At 36.5% G+C, this 19104-nt stretch carries 20 protein-coding genes; all 20 read left to right on the forward strand.

All coding sequences use genetic code 11. The features are described from left to right. Position 1: 1 nt before the first annotated feature. The 20 genes from EVJ47_04890 (at position 2) to EVJ47_04985 (ending at position 19068) form a co-directional block, all read left to right on the forward strand. On the forward strand, positions 2-436 hold the full coding sequence (locus tag EVJ47_04890) for a hypothetical protein (protein RZD14509.1): 435 nt from the start codon (positions 2-4) through the stop codon (positions 434-436). Between the two features lie 40 nt (positions 437-476). Then, positions 477-857 carry a hypothetical protein gene (locus EVJ47_04895; GenBank protein RZD14510.1) on the forward strand — a complete coding sequence of 127 codons (381 nt, stop codon included), beginning with the start codon at positions 477-479 and terminating at the stop codon, positions 855-857. A gap of 212 nt (positions 858-1069) precedes the next feature. Next, positions 1070-1633: a flagellar basal body protein FliL gene (locus EVJ47_04900; GenBank protein RZD14511.1), complete on the forward strand. Its 564-nt coding sequence runs from the start codon at positions 1070-1072 to the stop codon at positions 1631-1633. A gap of 33 nt (positions 1634-1666) precedes the next feature. Next, entirely contained in the window at positions 1667-2662 is a 996-nt protein-coding gene (fliM, locus tag EVJ47_04905) for a flagellar motor switch protein FliM (protein RZD14512.1), read from the forward strand. 169 nt (positions 2663-2831) lie between these two features. Next, positions 2832-3269 carry a flagellar motor switch protein FliN gene (gene fliN, locus EVJ47_04910; GenBank protein RZD14699.1) on the forward strand — a complete coding sequence of 146 codons (438 nt, stop codon included), beginning with the start codon at positions 2832-2834 and terminating at the stop codon, positions 3267-3269. Beyond that, a complete protein-coding gene (fliO, locus tag EVJ47_04915) occupies positions 3266-4471 on the forward strand; it encodes a flagellar biosynthetic protein FliO (GenBank protein RZD14513.1) in 1206 nt (401 codons plus the stop codon). Before fliN ends, fliO begins: the two co-directional genes overlap by 4 nt. Positions 4472-4505: 34 nt before the next feature. Continuing rightward, positions 4506-5156 (forward strand): flagellar biosynthesis protein FliP, encoded by a 651-nt coding sequence (fliP, locus tag EVJ47_04920; protein ID RZD14700.1) that lies wholly within the window; start codon positions 4506-4508, stop codon positions 5154-5156. A 26-nt stretch (positions 5157-5182) separates the two neighbouring features. Beyond that, positions 5183-5461 carry a flagellar biosynthesis protein FliQ gene (gene fliQ, locus EVJ47_04925; protein ID RZD14514.1) on the forward strand — a complete coding sequence of 93 codons (279 nt, stop codon included), beginning with the start codon at positions 5183-5185 and terminating at the stop codon, positions 5459-5461. 6 nt (positions 5462-5467) lie between these two features. Next, positions 5468-6253, forward strand: a complete 786-nt coding sequence (fliR, locus tag EVJ47_04930) for a flagellar biosynthetic protein FliR (protein RZD14515.1) — start codon at positions 5468-5470, stop codon at positions 6251-6253. Positions 6254-6288: 35 nt separating this feature from the next. Beyond that, entirely contained in the window at positions 6289-7374 is a 1086-nt protein-coding gene (gene flhB / locus EVJ47_04935) for a flagellar biosynthesis protein FlhB (protein ID RZD14516.1), read from the forward strand. Beyond that, positions 7374-9476 (forward strand): flagellar biosynthesis protein FlhA, encoded by a 2103-nt coding sequence (gene flhA / locus EVJ47_04940; protein ID RZD14517.1) that lies wholly within the window; start codon positions 7374-7376, stop codon positions 9474-9476. Before flhB ends, flhA begins: the two co-directional genes overlap by 1 nt. Beyond that, positions 9466-10653 (forward strand): hypothetical protein, encoded by a 1188-nt coding sequence (locus EVJ47_04945; GenBank protein ID RZD14518.1) that lies wholly within the window; start codon positions 9466-9468, stop codon positions 10651-10653. Before flhA ends, EVJ47_04945 begins: the two co-directional genes overlap by 11 nt. Before the next feature lie 29 nt (positions 10654-10682). Continuing rightward, positions 10683-11531, forward strand: coding sequence for a MinD/ParA family protein (locus EVJ47_04950; GenBank protein RZD14519.1), 849 nt, complete (start codon positions 10683-10685; stop codon positions 11529-11531). A 10-nt stretch (positions 11532-11541) separates the two neighbouring features. Continuing rightward, positions 11542-12252: a FliA/WhiG family RNA polymerase sigma factor gene (locus EVJ47_04955; GenBank protein RZD14520.1), complete on the forward strand. Its 711-nt coding sequence runs from the start codon at positions 11542-11544 to the stop codon at positions 12250-12252. Beyond that, positions 12245-14257, forward strand: coding sequence for a HEAT repeat domain-containing protein (locus EVJ47_04960; protein RZD14521.1), 2013 nt, complete (start codon positions 12245-12247; stop codon positions 14255-14257). Before EVJ47_04955 ends, EVJ47_04960 begins: the two co-directional genes overlap by 8 nt. 37 nt (positions 14258-14294) lie before the next feature. Next, on the forward strand, positions 14295-15137 hold the full coding sequence (locus tag EVJ47_04965; GenBank protein ID RZD14522.1) for a protein-glutamate O-methyltransferase CheR: 843 nt from the start codon (positions 14295-14297) through the stop codon (positions 15135-15137). Beyond that, positions 15138-15512: a response regulator gene (locus tag EVJ47_04970; protein ID RZD14523.1), complete on the forward strand. Its 375-nt coding sequence runs from the start codon at positions 15138-15140 to the stop codon at positions 15510-15512. 46 nt (positions 15513-15558) lie between these two features. Next, a complete protein-coding gene (locus tag EVJ47_04975; GenBank protein RZD14524.1) occupies positions 15559-15942 on the forward strand; it encodes a response regulator in 384 nt (127 codons plus the stop codon). A 28-nt stretch (positions 15943-15970) separates the two neighbouring features. Then, the gene (locus EVJ47_04980) at positions 15971-17989 is read left to right on the forward strand and encodes a chemotaxis protein CheA (GenBank protein RZD14525.1); all 2019 of its coding nucleotides are present in this window, start codon (positions 15971-15973) and stop codon (positions 17987-17989) included. A 23-nt stretch (positions 17990-18012) separates the two neighbouring features. Then, positions 18013-19068 carry a chemotaxis response regulator protein-glutamate methylesterase gene (locus EVJ47_04985; protein ID RZD14526.1) on the forward strand — a complete coding sequence of 352 codons (1056 nt, stop codon included), beginning with the start codon at positions 18013-18015 and terminating at the stop codon, positions 19066-19068. Positions 19069-19104 lie beyond the last annotated feature (36 nt).

The raw sequence follows: 19104 nt of genomic DNA on the forward strand, positions 1-19104 counted from the left end.
TATGACGGCGTTCAAATTTCAAAATATATTGAATCACAGAAAGTTAATACTCGATGGGTATTATATCGAATTATCGAAGGTTCAGGATGAATTGGTTAAGATAAATTTAAGAATAAACAGCGTCCAAAATTCTATTAATTCATTCAAGGAAACCTTTCAGGATAAGGCATTAAATATTTCGAACATTAATGATTATAACTTATTGGATACCCAATACAGGACTCTTTTGGCAAAATTAGACGACTTATTAAAAATAAAAGATTCCATACTGGTGGATTTAGAGAATAAAAAGGCCCAAACAATAAGCGCCAGAGTGGAGTGTGAAAAAATAGATAAACTCAGGGAAAAATATCTTGCGATAGGTAAAATAGAGGAATTAAAACATGATGAAGCTATTGCAAACGATTTTGCTTCAAATCGTTACAATCAAAGGTAAACCTTGAAACCTTGAAAATAATATTATAAATTTTGTTATTATGATGAAAATTTTACCCTCCCTGATAATCTTTATCACATTATCCATATTGCCTGTTAATGTTTTTGCTTCAGGGGTAAACGCTAAAAAAGATGAAATTAAAACTCTTGAAAAACAGATAAAATTGGAACTGAAAGAGTTAAAAAATATAGAATCCAAAATCCATCGCATCAAAGCCGGACAAAAGGCAAAAATCAAAAATCTCGTAACTTTGTATTCCTCTATGAGTCCGAAAAGCGCCGCAAGTATTATTCCGCACATCGATAAGAATGTTGCCGTGTATATTCTTTCCAATATGGCCCCCAGAACCGCCTCCGCGATTATTTCGAGGATGCCTACCGCAGATGCGGTATTTTTTACAAATAGCATAGCGGGAAAATAAAAATAAATTTTCGCTGTCAAATTAATGACAATGTAAAAGACCTTCCATATTTATATATCTTACCGATATTATTATAAAATTATCATAAAGTAATAGATGGCATAGACATTGCATTATTACGGATAAAATTGTACTATTGAATTTATATCACGGTTCATGAATATAAAATTTATAAATTTCATTAAATAAAATTTATAAGGCAGGGCGTAAAAATGGCGGAAAAATCAAACAAAGTACAACCAAATAACAATAACGGCAATAAAGAAGTCGGAGATGTAAACGAGGATGACATTTCGGCGGTTTCGCAGATCGAATCCGCTAAGAAAAAGGTCGGAATAAAAAAACTTCTTTTTATCTTAATACCTGCGATACTCGTTCTTGGGGGCGGGGGGTTCGCGGCTTATCATTTTTTATTTGCCAAAAACAATAGCAATAAAAATGCGGCACAGCTGACCGCCCAGTCTTCAACCGCCCCAGGACCGATGATTGAACTTAAGCCGTTTTTAACCAATCTTGCCGATAAGAATCGAACCTCTTATATCAAGGTTTCTATGTCGATAGAACTGAAGCAGGGTGGAAACGCAGGTCTTTTTAAGCAGCTTACCCCAAAAATTAGAAACAGCATAATTATGATTTTAAGCTCCAAAACAACAGCGGAAATTAACACGCCTGAAGGTATAGTTTCCTTAAGGCACCAAATAGCGAGAAGCCTTAACAGGATTCTTGGAGACGGAACGGTTACCGGCGTTTATTTTAATAACTATTTGGTTCAATAAAATTATTAACTTTATTAACCCGGCGGATAAAAAATGCCCGAAATTTTATCTCAAGAAGAAGTAAACGCCCTGCTGAGAGGAATATCTTCCGGTTCCATAGAAACCGAAAAACTGGAAGAGACCTCCGGCGTAAGGGCGTATGATTTGACATCTCAGGACAGGATTGTCAGGGGCAGAATGCCCACCCTCGAGATAATAAACGAAAGATTTGCGCGGCTATTAAGAAACGATTTAACTTCTGCATTGCGAAAGGTTGCGGAAGTAACCGCCACATCGGTCGATATGCAGAAGTTCGGCGAATTTTTAAAGAATATTCCTCTTCCCACAAGTTTGACAATATTTAAGATGCCGCCGCTTCGCGGCTACGGAATTTTTGTTCTGGATGCAAGATTGGTTTATAACCTTATAGATATATTCTTTGGGGGAACCACCGATTTACATGTTAAAATAGAGGGAAGGGATTTTTCCCCGATCGAATCCAAAATAATTAAAAAAATTATCGATATGGCTTTTAGCGCTATGAAACAGGCGTGGTCGCCCGTTTATGCCGTTGATATCGAGTTTCAAAGAAGCGAAATAAATCCTCAATTTGCTACTATAGTAACGCCTACGGAAGTCGTTATAATCAGCAGATTTGAGGTTGACATAGAAGGAGCAATATCAAAATTTATGATATGTATCCCTTATTCTATGGTAGAGCCTATTAAAGAAAAGTTGTACAGCGGCTTTCAAAGCGAACAGCTGGAAGTTGATATGAGATGGATTGAGAGGTTTAAAGAAAGGCTTAGGGAATCGGAGCTGGATATAAAAGTCGATTTAGGAAAAGCAGAAATAATGGCAAGGGATTTTTTAAAGGTGAAACAGGGGGATGTAATAGTGCTCGATAAAGAAATAGATGAGCCGTTAGTCGTCAAATTTGAAAATGTTCCAAAATTTATAGCCTATCCAGGGAAGGTTAACAATCAAATTGCCGTAAAATTAATATCCGATATACCGATTGGAAAAGAGGGTTATTATGAACGAAATTGAAAATCAGCGCAGCTCAATTGAAAATCAGCAGGACCCGGCCGAAAAAGACGAAAAAATTGCTAAGCCAGATGTACGGGAAGAACCGCCGAAAGATATTCAGCCAGGACAAGAACAAACCGCTCAAGAGGATGATAATGTCAGCTGGGAAGATGCGTTTAAGGAAGAGGCCATGACTAATCAAAAATCGGGCGAAAATTCTCCAGCCGTAAATACGGCGGAGGCAGGCAGGGAAAATTTAAATTCAGATGTTAAGGATGTCCATGAAGCCACTAAAAATGTGAATATCAGAAAGCCCGTCAAAAAAGTAGAGTTTTCCTCATTCGATGAAACCGATAAGACCGCAGAGTCGCCCAAAAATTTGGATTTTATTCTCGATATTCCGCTTACCATATCGGTTGAGCTCGGCAGAACAAAAATGGTTATAAACGATATGCTTCAATTGGGGCAGGGTTCCGTAATAGAGCTTGCCAAATTGGCGGGGGAGCCGCTCGATGTTTATGTCAACGGCAAATTAATGGCGCGCGGAGAAGTTGTTCTGGTAAACGATAAATTCGGCGTCAGACTTACGGATATTATCAGCCCAGCGGAGAGAATTAAAACATTATGAGTAAAACATTATTTATTGCGATAATCGTTTTTGCCGCTCTTGCAGGGGTTTCTTATGCCGCGAATAATAATAGCAATAAGAATCTATATTTAAAAAATATTTCGGTTTCGAAGAGTGCGGGCAGCTATTTCATCTGGTTTAAATTTAACGGCAAATCAGGTAATTTTATTCCAAAATATGTATTAAATAATTATAGCCTTGAACTAACATTTCAAAATACATATCCTGCCATTGGTTCAAAATTCATTAAATTTAAAAATAGGTTATTCAGGGGAATAGAGCTTATACCTTTAAAAAATTTAAGTTTAAATGCGATAATCTACTTTAATAAAGGTATCCCGATAGACAAAAAAGATATTAAAGGGTCTTCTTATGAAGACTATTTTGTGATTAAAATTTCCCATAAATTTGCAAGCAGTTTGTTTAAAAATATCGGAAAAAAACCTGTTTCACCGGCTTCGCTTATAAAGCCTCCCGCCGTTAATATAAATAATATAAATAATGCCCCAAAGAATATGCCTTTTTCTTTAAATGCGGGTTCCAAAAATAGCGGCAATTTAAATGTGGGTTTCGAGGTAATAAAAACGGTCGTATATTTGGCATTAGTCCTCGGGTTAATTTATGCCATATACTTCTTGTTGCTTAAATTTAAAGGACGTGTAGCGATAAAGAAAAATGTAAATAATTTAAAAATAGTATCTTCTTTAAATTTGGGAAACAAAAAATCTGTTTTTCTTATAGAGGTCGGCAGCGAGCTTTTCTTAGTCGGTGTATCCCCGTCTAATATTCAGGTTATAGGACACATTAAAGATTTAAATTCGGATTCTATTTCTAATGAGATTATCCAAACGGATATTAAAGACAATAAAACAGGGGCGCCTTTTATGGATTCCCGCCTTCGCGGGAATGACGGGGGCAATATAGATGATAATATTAAAACCTCATTCCGTACAGATGGATTCTCAAATAAATCTTCCGACAACTTTGCGAAGGTTTTAAAAAATCAGGTTGATTCTAAAGAGAGTTTAAATTTAAATCCGAATATCAAATTCGATGCCGATAAATTAGACGGGCAGGGTAATTATAAAATTAAAAATATATCGGAAGCCAGATTTAAAAATAAAGCCGACAATGTATTTTTCGATATAGAGGAAAAATTAAAAGGGTTGATAGAAAACAATGGCAATATTAAAAAATTTTAAAAATACGAGTCTGCTTGCCCTTCCCGCGATAACTATGACGGGACATCCGCATCATTCGGAAGTTTCGATGCTTATCCAGATACTGCTCATTTTTACCGTTATATCCATCGCGCCGTCTATTTTAATAATGATGACATCTTTTATCAGGATAGTCGTGGTTTTGTCTTTTCTAAGAACATCGCTGGGACTTACGACTGAGCCGCCCAATCAAGTAATTATAGGCTTAAGCCTTTTTCTTACATTTTTCATAATGGCGCCCGTGATCAATAAGATATATAAGAATGCTTATATTCCATATACAAAAAAGGCGATAGGGATTAACAGGGCGTACAAAACGGGATTAAAACCGCTTCGAGGTTTTATGTTAAAACAGACTCGGATGAAAGATCTGGAACTTTTTGTCAAAATGGCTAAAATAAAACATATAAGCTCCCCGAAGGATGTCCCGACCTATGTTCTTATTCCCGCATTCATCACCAGCGAGCTGACGACGGCATTCGAGATAAGTTTTCTTATCTATTTGCCCTTTTTAATAATAGATTTGGTGGTTTCAAGCCTTTTAATGTCCATGGGAATGCTCATGCTGCCGCCTACTATGATTTCGCTGCCGTTTAAACTTATGCTTTTTGTGCTGGTTAACGGCTGGTATTTAGTTATCGGTTCATTGGTTCAAAGTTTCAGGTGAACGGGATTATCTTATGAGAGATAAAAATGTCCGTAGCATTTGTTAATTTTATAATACAAAAGGTAATAATAACCGTTCTTTACTTAAGCGCGCCTCCGCTTATCGCCAGCCTTGCGATCGGCATTACGATAAGCGTTTTTCAGGCAGTAACGCAGCTTCAGGACCAGACGCTTACCTTTGTTCCTAAAATTATTGTCGTTATAATAGTTTTATTGATTTTTGGTCCATGGATGCTCAGCATATTAGTTGATTTTACCAGGGTGATTTTTATACATTTTCCTCAATATATCCGCGGAGGCAGTTAATTTAAAATGATAATTATCCATACGCACCTTCTCATAGAATTTATATTGATTTTTTTTAGGGTCATTGCAATGATCGTTATTATGCCGTTTGTGGGCAGTTCAGCCGTTCCCAACTGGGCAAAGATCGGAATGGCGTTTTTTATTTCCTTAATTATTTATCCTTTGATTGTTAAAACCCAGATAATCCCCAGCATATCTTTTCCGGCGCTGGTTTTATTTATTCTTTCCCAGACATTGATAGGGCTTATTTTTGGATTTTTAGTCCTTATAATCTTTACAGGGGTTGAGTTAGCGGGTCAGTTTATGGGTCTTCAGATAGGTTTTGGCATGATAAGCCTTTTAAACCCGTTAATTTCAAATCAACAGGTTTCTCTTATCGCAAATATGCAAAATTTTATTGCGCTGATGATTTTCATAGAAACATCGGCTTTTTTCTTTGTTATTGAAGGGTTGTATAAAAGTTTCGAAACTATACCTTTAACCTTTATACAATTTTCCCCATCTATTTTCAAATACTTAGTTTTAAAAGGGGGCGATATTTTTACAATCGGTCTTGATTTAAGTATCCCTATCGTAATAGTGGCTATTTTATTAAATATAATTATTGCCTTAATGGGAAGATTAGCCCCGCAATTTAATATTTTTGCGGTAGGTTTTCCTCTGCTGATATTTGTCGGACTTTATATTTTATACATCGCCGAGCCTTATTTTACGGATTACATAATTAAATCTTTCATACACCTCAGATTTGAATATTATCGTTTAATAAATTCTTTGGCTTTATTAAGCTGATTAAAAATTAATTTAGAAACGGATTAAATTAAATTATGGCAGAAGACCAGTTCGACAAAACAGAACCCGCGACCCCCAAGCGAATACAGGATGCCAGAAGCAAAGGGCAGGTGATGAAATCGAGGGAGGTAAATACCGCCTTTGTGCTTATAACTATTTTAATCTATTTATACTTTAACATTTCGTCAATCGGCAATATTATAACTTCCGAGATAGTTTATTTTTTATCCAACTCCTTTTATATAAATTTGAATTATGCGGGGATGCTAAAAATTTTATACCAACTCATTTATATCGTAATATTTGCCATCCTTCCGTTTATTTTAATCGTCTTTTTTGCATCTATCGTTTCCAATCTGTCCCAGGTCGGGCTGCTATTCACCTTAGAGCCGTTAATTCCGGATTTTGCAAGAATAGACCCTATATCCGGATTCAAGAGATTTTTCTCATATCAATCCGTCAACGAATTGTTTAAATCTGTTTTCAAATTTTTTGTTTTAGCCGTAGTAGCCTATTTTACATGTATTCCTTACATCAAAAAAATTTTTATTTTGCAATACACCGCGCCGTCTTACGACCTGCTTTTTACGGTTAAGCTTTTATATAAACTCTTTTTTAATATTATATTCGTAATGATTATATTAAGCATTATAGATTTTTTCATACAGAGGCATCAATACAACAAAGGTTTAATGATGTCCAAGCAGGAGGTTAAGGATGAGGCAAAACAATATGAGGGGAATCAACAGATAAAGGGAAAAATTAGAAAAATGCAAAGAGAGATAGCGAGGAGGAAGATATTAAAGGAGGTTAAAAAAGCCCATGTCGTTATTACTAATCCGACGCACTTTGCGGTGGCCATTAAATATGACAACAAAAAATATAACGCCCCCATCGTTGTTGCAAAAGGGGCGGATAACTTAGCTTTTCTGATAAAAAAGATCGCGTCGGAAAACGATGTGCCTTTAGTCGAGAATAAATTTATAGCAAGAATGCTCTACGATATGTGCGAACCGGGGCAATTAATCCCCGAAAGTTTATATAAGGCCGTGGCAGAAATACTTGCGCATTTATATCTTACAAATAAAAAATTTAAAGAGATATGGGGTTTGATTAAATAATGGCTGAACGGTCGGAAACAGGGACTTTTTCGAATAATTTTATTTTAAAAAACTCGGATATACTACTCGCCTTGCTTTTTGTGATGGTTATCGTTCTTATGGTTATTCCGATAACCACATGGATGCTCGATATATTTTTAACTTTTTCCATATCCTTTTCTATAATAATTTTATTAACTTCTATTTATGTCTTAAGGCCGCTCGAGTTTTCGGTATTCCCCACAATCCTTTTGGTTGCGACTTTATTCAGGCTGTCGCTCGAAATAGCCGCCACCAGATTGATACTTTTGTATGGATATAAAGGCGCCGATGCCGCCGGAATAGTTATAGAATCTTTTGGAAAATTTGTCGTGGGCGGAAATTATGCAGTGGGAATAGTGATATTTATTATCTTTATCGTAATCAATTTTATTGTTGTAACCAAAGGCGCAACCAGAGTAGCGGAGGTTTCGGCCAGATTTACATTAGATGCCTTGCCCGGCAAGCAGATGTCCATCGATGCCGAACTTAATTCGGGTTTTATAACCGAGGAAGAGGCAAGAAAAAAACGAACGGATTTGACGAAAGAGGTAGATTTTTACGGGTCTATGGACGGCGCAAGCAAGTTCGTCAGGGGAGATGTTATCGCCGCCATAATCATTATCGTCATAAACATCATAGGGGGTCTTTTAATCGGCATCTTCCAGCATCATCTATCCCTTTTTAAAGCCGCCTCTTATTATACTCTTCTTACCGTCGGCGAAGGGCTTGTTGTCCAAATTCCCGCTTTAATAGTTTCGACATCGAGCGGTATTATAATTACCAGAGCTACGAGGGAAAGCAATCTTTCGAAAGACTTTTCGTATCAATTTTTGTCTAATCCGAGGGCTTTATATACCGCAAGCGGCGTTCTTTTCTTTTTCGGCGTTATTCCGGGGCTTCCGCACTGGCCTTTTATTCTTTTTGCTGCCCTTGCCGCTTTAATAGCATATTTAATATCTAAAGAAATGGGGAAAAAGAAGACCGAGTTAAGCAAAAAGGAGTTAGAAGATAGAAAGAGCATTCCCGAATCGCAAATTATAGAGAGCGTTCTGCAAGTCGATATTCTCGAACTCGAGGTCGGTTACGGCCTCATATCTTATGTCGATGCTTCAAGAAACGGAGAACTTTTGGAAAGAATTAAAGGCATTAGAAAACAGTTGGCGGGGGATTTAGGAATTATAGTTCCACCTATTCACATTAAAGACAATCTCAATTTAAAGCCGAACGAGTATCTGTTTCTGATTAAGGGCGCCCCCGTAGCAAAATACGAAGTAATGCCTAATAAACTTCTCGCTATGAATCCTGGGAATGTAACAGAGAATATTCAGGGTATTGTTACAAATGAACCGGCGTTCAACCTTCCAGCGCTGTGGATAGATGAAAGCCTTAAGCAAAAGGCGCAGATGGCGGGCTGGACGGTTGTCGAAATACCCGCGATTATAGCAACTCATATAGTAGAGATAATAAAGGCAAATGCGCCGGAACTTCTCACGAGGCAGGATGTTCAGAAACTTTTGGATATGCTTTCCTCTAAATATCCGAAGATAGTCGATGACCTTATCCCGAATACCCTTTCCTTAAGCACCGTTCAAACCGTTCTTGAAAATTTGCTTTCGGAGGGCGTCCCTATCAAAGATATGCTTACAATCGTGGAGACGCTTCATAATTACGGTCAAAATATCAAAGACCCTGCCGCATTAACCGAATATGCCAGAGCCGCATTAAAAAGAACCATAACCAAAATGGCTATGGGAGCAGATAATACTCTCAGGCCTTTAATACTGGGAAAGAATTTCGAATCGCTTATGATTAATGAATACAATAAAACAAAAGAGAAAGGAGGATACGCAGGGATCGACCAATCTTACTATAATAAAATAATTTCGGCCGTCAAAGAAGGGGTAAAAAAATCTGCCGAAACCGGCTTATCTCCCGTCGTATTAACCTCTCCCCAGATAAGATTATTTTTAAAAAATATTTTAAACGAAATAGTTCCGGGGATAACGGTTATTTCATCCAATGAACTGTCGCCGAATTCCAAAATTAAACCACTGGGAAGTATAGAAATTTATGCAGATTAAACGATATGAAGTTTTAGATATGCAGGACGCGATAGAACTTATAAAAAGAGACCTCGGGGAAGATGCCGTTATTATTTCCACAAGGCAGGTTAGCAGTTCAAACGACCTGGGTTTTTTCGGAAAACCGTTTTTGGAAGTCGTAGCTGCGGCAGATTATAAAGATGAAGATCTAATACCTTCGAGGCAGAATAATAATTTTAATCAAAACCTTCTGAGCCCGTTATACGACGATATAAAATTTTTAAAAGACAACTTCGAAAGCATCGTGGAGGATAAGGTTTTATACATTTTAAATACAAAGTTTGAAGAGATTAAACAAAATATGGATGAAATTAAATTTAATTTAAATTTATTAAAAGACGAAAAGACAAAAGTCAGGGAAAAAGAAAACGATTTACTTATGTACCTCGATAATCTTTCTTTCGATAGAAAAATATCAGCCAAATTAATAGAAATATTTTTTAAAGATATTAAATTGACAAACTTCAAGTCCGAAGAAAAAATTAACTATTTTAAAAAGTTTTTCAAAAAAATAATCGAGAAAAAGATAGAAAAGAAAAAGTTAACGCCTTTTATGGACAACAAAATAGTTATCGCCCTTGTCGGAAACAGCGGGGTGGGAAAAACCGCCACAGCCGCAAAGCTATGCGCTAAATTCCTGTTTGAAAAAAATATGCATTTATCCGTATGTTCGCTTGATTCATTAAAAATGGGCGGATATGAAACATTAAAAAATTATGCCAAAAAACTTAAAATAGATTTTGCGGCAATAAAAGATCCGGAAGACCTGAAAACATTTATTTCAGATTCTCCGTCCGATATTATAATAATCGATACATTTGCGGTTAACCACAACAGCGTTTTTCAGCTAAATAATCTGGTAAAATTTTTGGGTGCGTTCGATGGGAAAATTAAAGTGGAGCTTCTTTTGCCTGCTCAGCTTAAAAATGCGGACGCTATCAGGACTTACGAATCGTTCAGGAATAAAGCCGGAGCGAATGGGGTTATTATCACAAAGACGGATGAATCTCATTGTCTCGGCAACCTTGCGGAAATATTTTTACTTACCGATTCAACGGTTGATTTTATTACGAAGGGAGGGAATGTTCCCGAGGATATCGAAGAGGCAACCGTCCAAAATATTTATTCTTTATTTTTCCCTTTACCTCAATATTAAAATTAAAAAAATTAAATAAAAAAAATATTATGAAAAAGCAGGGGAATCAAAATAATTATACAAAAATTATTTCTATAACAAGCGGAAAGGGCGGGGTCGGTAAAACTAACATAGTTTGCAATCTTGCATACTGTTTTGCCTCTATGGGCAAAAAGGTAATGATAATGGATGCCGACCTGAGCCTCGGAAATGTTTCAGTAATTCTCGGTATTATTCCAAAATATAACATTTCTCAGGTAATTTACGGCGATAAACAGCTTAAGGATATCATAATCTCCGATTCTAACGGCGTTCTGGTTCTTCCTGCTTCATCGGGCATACCAGAGTTGTCCAATCTCTCAGAGCCGCAAAAAATTGCTTTAATGTCAAGGTTCGATGAATTTGCCGGAGATATGGAGGGTTCGGGAGAGCCTATAGACATTCTTTTAATAGATACCGGAGCGGGAATTTCGTCGAATGTTTTATATTTTAATCTTGCCGCAAGCGAAATATATGTTGTCGTGACCCCGGAACCTACATCGATAACTGATGCTTATGCGCTGATTAAGGTTTTAAGTTTGAAATACGGAGAAAAATATTTTCGGATTATAGTCAATAACGTTAAAAGCGAAAGGGAAGCTAAGGAGGTTTATAAACACTTAAGCCTTGTTTCCGATAAATTTCTTAATGTAACCTTAAATTATTTAGGACATGTTTTGAATGACGAGAATATTCCAAGGTCGGTTATTATGCAGAAACCGGCGTTAAGCCTTTTTCCAGATTCTAAATCGTCCGAATGTATTAAAAAATTGGCTTATAATATACTTTCTCAAAAAGATAATAAAATATCCAACGGCAATATCCAATTTTTTCTGAATAAACTTTTAAGGGCATTTTAATCTTTGTCAAATGGAAAAAATAAATTTTAAATCAAAAAGGCTGATCGAAGAAAATTTTAACCTCGTAAACACGGTTGCAAACTTTATGATGATAAGATTTAACGGAATCATAAACAGAGATGACCTTGTGGAATTTGGCATAGGGGGACTGATAGATGCCGCTATTAAGTTCGATCCGTCAAAAAATGATAACTTTAGGGTATATGCGATAACGAGGATAAAAGGTTCCATTTTAGACGGCATAAGAAAACTTGACTATATGCCGAGAAATGTCCGCGAGCTAGCGGGGAGGATAGAAAAGACATACTCCAAATTGGAACAAAAATTAGGAGAAATGCCCTCAGATGAAGAGGTGGCTCAGGAACTCGGTGTTAATTCGGAAGAATTTAGCGAAATGCTATATAAGATAAGAGGAGCATCATTTCTATCAGATAAAGATTTTATCGGTTTTGACAAAGGACGCGCCGAATCTATAGAAACAATGGAGAGCAAGGAACCGCAGGTTATAGACAACCTTTTGATAAATGAAAGAAAAAATATTTTAAAGACATACATCGATATGCTTAGCGAGGTTGAAAAAAATGTACTGATGATGTATTATTATGACGAATTAACCTTAAAAGAAATCGGAAGACTGCTGGATCTAACCGAATCCAGAATTTGCCAGATCCATTCTAAGGCAATAATAAAATTGAGATCAAAATTAAAATCATATGAATAAACAAGATAAACAAAGGGATCTGCTTTTTGCGGATAATGTCGATGTCGTTAGAAATGCAATAGATAACATAGCAAAATACGGAACCATAAAAGATAAAAAACTCATAGTCGATTTATTGGGATCGAGCAGCCCGGGCATTGTTGAATTTGCCGAAAATACCATTATTAAACTGCAGGAAAAGGGGCTTATAAAAAAGCTGTTCGAAATTTCTGCCTCAAGCGGCAGCGGCATTAAAATCAGGTCTAATTCATTTGATGTTATAAAGCAAATTGCCATGAAGAACGGAAATTTTTTAACCGAATATTTTAATAAAAGCAAAGGTAAATATAACAGGATAATTTCAGAGCTGATAAGATACGGCAATTTTATCCCTAACGATTATCCAAAAAGGATTTTGGTCAAGCTTTCAAAAGATAAAGACGAAATAACAAGGGCTAACGCGGTTGAATCGATAGGAATATTAAAACTTAAGCTTGACGGCGTACTGATAAAGGCGCTGGATGATACATTCTTTGTTTCGTCATCGGCTATTTTTTCCATAGGGGAAATAAGATTAAAAAGAGCGTTTCCAAGATTGAAAGAGTTATTTTTAAAATCCCGCGACAGGGTTGTCAGAAATATAATAGTCGATTCTTTGGCGAAAATAGGCGGAAACGAAATATTAGATTTTTTGTTAAATCTTCTCGGTAAAAATAATAGATATACGATAGATAAGATTTATATACTTAAAAGTTTATATAAAATATATACGGCGGATAATCGCAAAAAAAGCGGGACAAAAGAGTCGCTGCTCCAAAAAATATCCAATTTAAATCTTAGAATTTCTATATCGTCTATAGAAGAGTATGAGGAAAAAGAGGCAATAGATTCTATCCTTTGTTATTTTTCTTTGTTGAATCATAAAAAGTCGGAAAAAATGTTTAAATTTTTATTTGAATATTATGTTAAAACCGAGAATATCGATGAATTAGAATATCTGTACATAAAAAATATTCTTAAAAAGATCGCAAGACCCAAGTACATAATGAATTACATAAAATCGTTAAAACCGTCGTCCGATTTTAATAAATATGATTTACTGATAAATGTTTTATCCGAGATTTCACCAAGGGATATAATAAATCTTTTAGATTTTTTTAAGGATAAAAAATTATTTTTAGAGGCAAAAATATCTTCTTTAATTTACGCGTGTTCGGTATTCTCGGATAAAAATTTTAGTTACAAAACCGCTTTTTACGATATTATTCTTTATTATTTAAGCGATGGAAACGGTAATGTTAGAAAATCCGCAATTAATTTATCGAGATGCTCGAAAAGCGGCATTTACATAGATAAACTTTTTACTTTTCTTCTTAAGGAAAATCTCCCTGATGTAACCTCTGCGTTTATAAATACCATATCTAATCTTTTAAGCTTTAAGCGGAATAAAAAATATTTTTATTTTTTTGCGGATAATCTGTCGTTAAAAAACGATAAAATAATAGAATATTCGTTAAAAATACTTGAAGAGGCGAAATTATCGCTAACCGATAATGATATTTCGGATTTATATTCTAAATTTGCTAATTTTAAATATGTTAAATCCATACCGTTAAAAAGACTGCTGGCGCGCGTTTTAAGAAAATACGACCTGGCAAAATATAAAGAAGCTATGTCTTTTTTACTTGACGAAAGCGATGAAGAGATTAAATTTAATTATCTGAATTCTCTTTTTATATCAGGGGTTAAGGACCTGAAACTATATTTGGATGTTCTTAGCTCCGCCGGAAATTTTTCGGATGAATTTAAATATAAAATAGTGGAATTAATCGAAAAATTAGGCGACCCGAAGAGCTTTGACTTTCTTGTTTTTATGCTTAATAAAGAAAAGAGTAAAATGGTAAAAATCGCCATACTGAGCGCCATTCATATTATCGATAAGGAAAAGGCGGCAAATATAATAAAAAAATATAATTCATCTAAAGATAAAGACTTAAGAAGCTATTCTTTAGAATTAATACAGTAAATAATTAATACGGTAAAAATTTTTAAAATAAAACCGAATGGAATATCCAAACATTAATTTATCTGATGAAATATTCTATAAATTAAAGAACTTAATATATGATATCTCAGGTATTTATTTTAATGAGCAAAAAAAATATCTCCTTGAAACGAGGTTATCCAGAAGGCTTTCTATTTTAGATCTACCCAATTTTGAAGACTATTATAATTATTTAAGATATTCGCCAAAAAGAAAACCGGAAATAAAGGAGCTTTTAAATAGCGTAACGACGAATGAAACCAGTTTTTTCAGGGACTTGCCTCAGCTCGAGGTTTTTATCGATATTTTAAAACAGGTTGTTTCGGAACCGAGCATTAATCCAAACAAAAAGATTAGAATATGGAGCGCTGGATGCTCCACCGGTGAAGAACCATATACTATTGCCATTATGATAAAAGAGAATTTCCCTTTTTCCAATGTAAAGTTTGATATAATCGGCTCCGATATCAGCGAAAAGGTTTTGGATTCGGCAAACAGGGGGGTATATCATAGTTATACTTTGCGCAACGCGAGCGAAACCATTATCGCTAAATATTTTAATAAAATAGACGACGATTCCTTTGCTCTAAAGGACGAAATTAAAAATATGACCGGTTTTCACAATGTCAATCTTGTAGATGCGAAAGAAGTAAAAAACTTAGACATTTTTGATATCGTTCTTTGCAGAAATGTTATAATATACTTCGATAACGAGTCAAAGAAAATGGCCATTACAAACATATACGAAAGTTTAAAAATAGGCGGGTATCTTTTTTTGGGACATTCGGAATCTTTACATTTTATATCTACATCGTTCAAATTGGTCGGTTTCGGAAAAACACCCCTATACAGGAAAGAATAAATGAAAACGCTATATACGGTATTAATTGTCGAGGACTCGTTAGTTGTAGTTAAGTTTTTATCGATTGCCTTTAAAAACGCGGGTTTTAAGGTGAAAACGGCTTCCGACGGTTATGAGGCTCTGGAAAAAGCCATTAAAGACGATATAAACCTGATTGTAACGGATTTAAATATGCCCGAGATGGATGGGATTACTCTGTTAAGCAGTCTTAAGGATAATTTATCGACCAAAAATATACCCGTTATTCTTATGTCCTCAAATATGCCAAGCGAAAACGAAATATCTAAAAGTTATGCTTTTTTGCAAAAGCCGTTTAATGATGAAAAAATAATAAGCATTGCAAAAAAAGCAATAAAAGAGGTTTACGGCGGCTAACCCGTTATTAATGTTGTAATAATTTATAATTTAAAAGGTGCTGAATATGGCTTTGGATCTGTCGATGAAAATTCTTGTGGTAGATGATTTTTCCACGATGCGAAGGATTATTAAGAATATTTTAAAACAGATAGGTTTTGCGAATGTGGACGAAGCCGAAAATGGGCAGGTCGCCCTTTCAAAAATTGCGGACGGAAATTACGATTTTGTCATTTCGGATTGGAATATGCCGGAAATGAACGGAATAGAATTATTAAAGAGCGTCAGGGCAAATGAAACAACAAAAGATTTACCGTTTTTAATGGTTACTGCCGAGGCAAAAAAAGAAAATGTGGTCGAAGCCGTTAAAGCAGGGGTTAACAATTATATCGTAAAGCCTTTTACGGCGGAAACCCTTCAGGAAAAGATTTCAAAAATATTCCCAGATTAGCCTGAACATATTGTGGAGGAAATCGTTAATGATAGATGACTCGATGAAAGAAATAGTCAATGATTTTGTTCAAGAGGCGCTGGAGCTCCTTGAAAGCCTTAATGAAAACTTTGTCGAGCTTGAGAAAGACCCCGGGAATAAAGACCTGTTAAATACTATTTTCAGAGCGGCGCATACAATCAAGGGTTCTGCCGGTTTTTTGGGTTTTCAAAGCATTGTCGAGCTGGCGCATAGCGCGGAAAATATTTTAAATAAGCTCAGACAGGGCGAAATTTTCCTTACCTCAGGCATGATGGATTGTTTACTCGAGGCTATGGACATATTGAAGGCTATGATAATATCCGTATCCAAAACCGGAATTGAAGGGCTTACGCCTGTGGATAACGCGGAACTTATCAAAAGGCTTGATGACATGGCAGAGGGAATAATTGGACTACGGGAAGAAGAGTCAAAACAGCCGGAGGCTAAAGGGACGCAAGCCGTCCGGCAGAACTTGCCTCATAGCGCGGCTGAAAACGGTAAAGTCTTAGCGGAGAAAGAAGAGGCGGCCGGAGAAATTATCAATGAAGAAAAGCATAAAGAAAATCGCGCTAAAACGGATAAAAGAAAGGTAAGAAACCTTGGAGATATCCTTCTGGAAGACAACCTTATTTCCAAAGAGGAACTGGAGCAGATTTATAAAGAGAAAGAGGAAGAGATAAAGCAACCCGAAACCGGAACCTTCGAGCAAAAACAGGAGCGGAACAGGCAGGCTGTGCCGATACAGGAAGTCCCTAAACCTCCGCAGACGGAGGCGGCATTACCCGGTCCAAAACCATCGCCCGCCCGGACACCCGAGATCAAAGAGACTACAATAAGGGTTGATATCGACAGGCTTGATAATGTTATGAATCTCGTAGGCGAACTTGTTCTTGCAAGAAACAGGTTATTTAATATCTCCTCTAAATTAGAGATGAAATATGCAGGCGACGATCTTTCTTCCGCGCTGGCGCAGGTTGTATCCAATTTAAATCTTGTTACCACCGACCTTCAGCTGGCGGTGATGAAGACAAGGATGCAGCCGGTTAAAAAGGTGTTTAGCAAATTCCCCAGAATGGTTAGAGACCTTTCAAGAGAACTCGGCAAAGAGATTGAACTTCAAATATCGGGTGAAGAAACGGAGTTAGATAAATCGGTTATCGAAGAGATAGGAGATCCCCTTGTCCATTTAATAAGAAATAGCGTTGACCACGGGGTAGAAACAAAAGAGATGAGAAAACGTCTGGGCAAACCTGAAATCGGAACTATTAAATTAAGCGCCGAACACGAGGGAAATTACATCGTTATAAGCGTTTCGGACGATGGAAAGGGAATGGATCCCGACATCTTAAAAAAGAAGGCCGTGGAAAAAGGGGTGATAGATGAAAAAACGGCTTTTGGTCTTTCCGATAAGGATGCTTTAAGTTTGATTTTTACGCCGGGATTTAGCACCAAAGAGAAAGCGACCGAAATTTCGGGAAGAGGGGTCGGAATGGATGTCGTTAAAACAAATATACAGAAAATAAACGGCATTATAGATATAGAATCCCAAATCGGGCATGGTTCGAAGATAGTATTAAAACTTCCGCTGACCGTTGCCATAATTCAAACCCTTATTGTCGGGGCGGGAGAAGATATTTTTGCCATTCCTCTTAATTCCGTCGTCGAAACCTTAAGAATATCGGAGTCGTCTATCCAAACAATCGATAAACATGAGGTTATAAATTTAAGAAAATCGGTTTTATCCCTGCTAAGATTAGGAGAAGAATTTGGTATAAAAGAATCAAACATCGTTGACCTTGATATCTCTTTAAAAAAAGAGATTTATGTAGTCGTCGTTGCACTGGCCGAAAAAAAGATTGGTATAGCGGTTGATAATCTGTACGGACAGGAAGAGGTTGTGATTAAGTCTTTGGGAGATTATCAATTAGGATATAAAGGCATATCAGGCGCAACAATCACCGGCGACGGAAAGGTTGTCCTCATTATAGATATAGCCTCTATGATAGAATCTGCCGCAATAAGATAAATTTTACAAGGAGTATTTGATTTATGGGAGAGCCTGTGAGGGTTTTAATTGTCGATGATTCCGCCTTTATGAGGAGGGCGATAGGTTCCCTTTTAGAAGGAGAAAACGATATCAAAGTTGCGGGATTTGCAAAGGATGGAGAGGATGCCGTCAGGCAGATTCAAGATTTCAAACCCGATATCGTAACGATGGACATAGAAATGCCTAAGATGGATGGGCTGACGGCGCTTAAAATTATTATGGAAAAATTTCCGCTGCCCGTAATAATGGTTAGTTCGCTTACGGAGGAAGGGGCAAAGGCTACTTTAGACGCCCTTGATTTAGGGGCGGTCGATTATATTCCCAAAAATCTTTCGAATGTATCATTGAATATATTAAAAATAAAAGACGACCTGCTTTCTAAAATAAGGGCTGTTACGGCAAAAAGATATGTTTTTCACCCGCCCTCCGAAAATATTGCAATTTCTTCAACAAAATTACTTACAAATGGTTCATGGAATAAAAGAATCAATATTGTCGCAATAGGTTCGTCAACAGGCGGTCCAAAAGCGCTTCAAGATGTTATACCTAAAATTCCGGGTAATTTTCCGGTTCCTATAATTTTAGTTCAACATATGCCTAAAGCTTTTACGGGGCCTTTTGCCGAAAGATTGTCGCAGATATCTCATATCAAGGTTATAGAGGCTTCCGGAAGCGAGATTATTAAGCCGGGAACGGCTTATTTGTCACCCGGCGATAAACACCTTACCGTTAAAAAAACAGGAGGGGGCAAAACATTAATATCTCTTTCAAACGAACCGGCTGATTTGATAAATAAACCGTCGGTCAGCGTTATGATGGAATCGGTGGCGAATGAATATCCAGGAAGCGCATTGGGCGTCATATTGACGGGCATGGGTTCGGACGGGCTGTCGGGTATGAAAAGTATTAAGAAGTCAGGCGGAAAAACTATCGCTCAGGATGAAGCTACCTGCGTCGTATATGGCATGCCAAAAGCCGTTGTTGACGCGGGACTTGCCGATGTCGTTCTTCCTATATACAAGATAGGCGATGAAATTATCAAGGAAACTTTATATTGATATTAATCAAATTTAATTTTCATGTTTGGAGGAAAA

It is taken from the genome of Candidatus Acidulodesulfobacterium ferriphilum (assembly GCA_004195035.1).
In the GTDB taxonomy this organism is placed as follows: Bacteria; SZUA-79; SZUA-79; order Acidulodesulfobacterales; family Acidulodesulfobacteraceae; genus Acidulodesulfobacterium; species Acidulodesulfobacterium ferriphilum.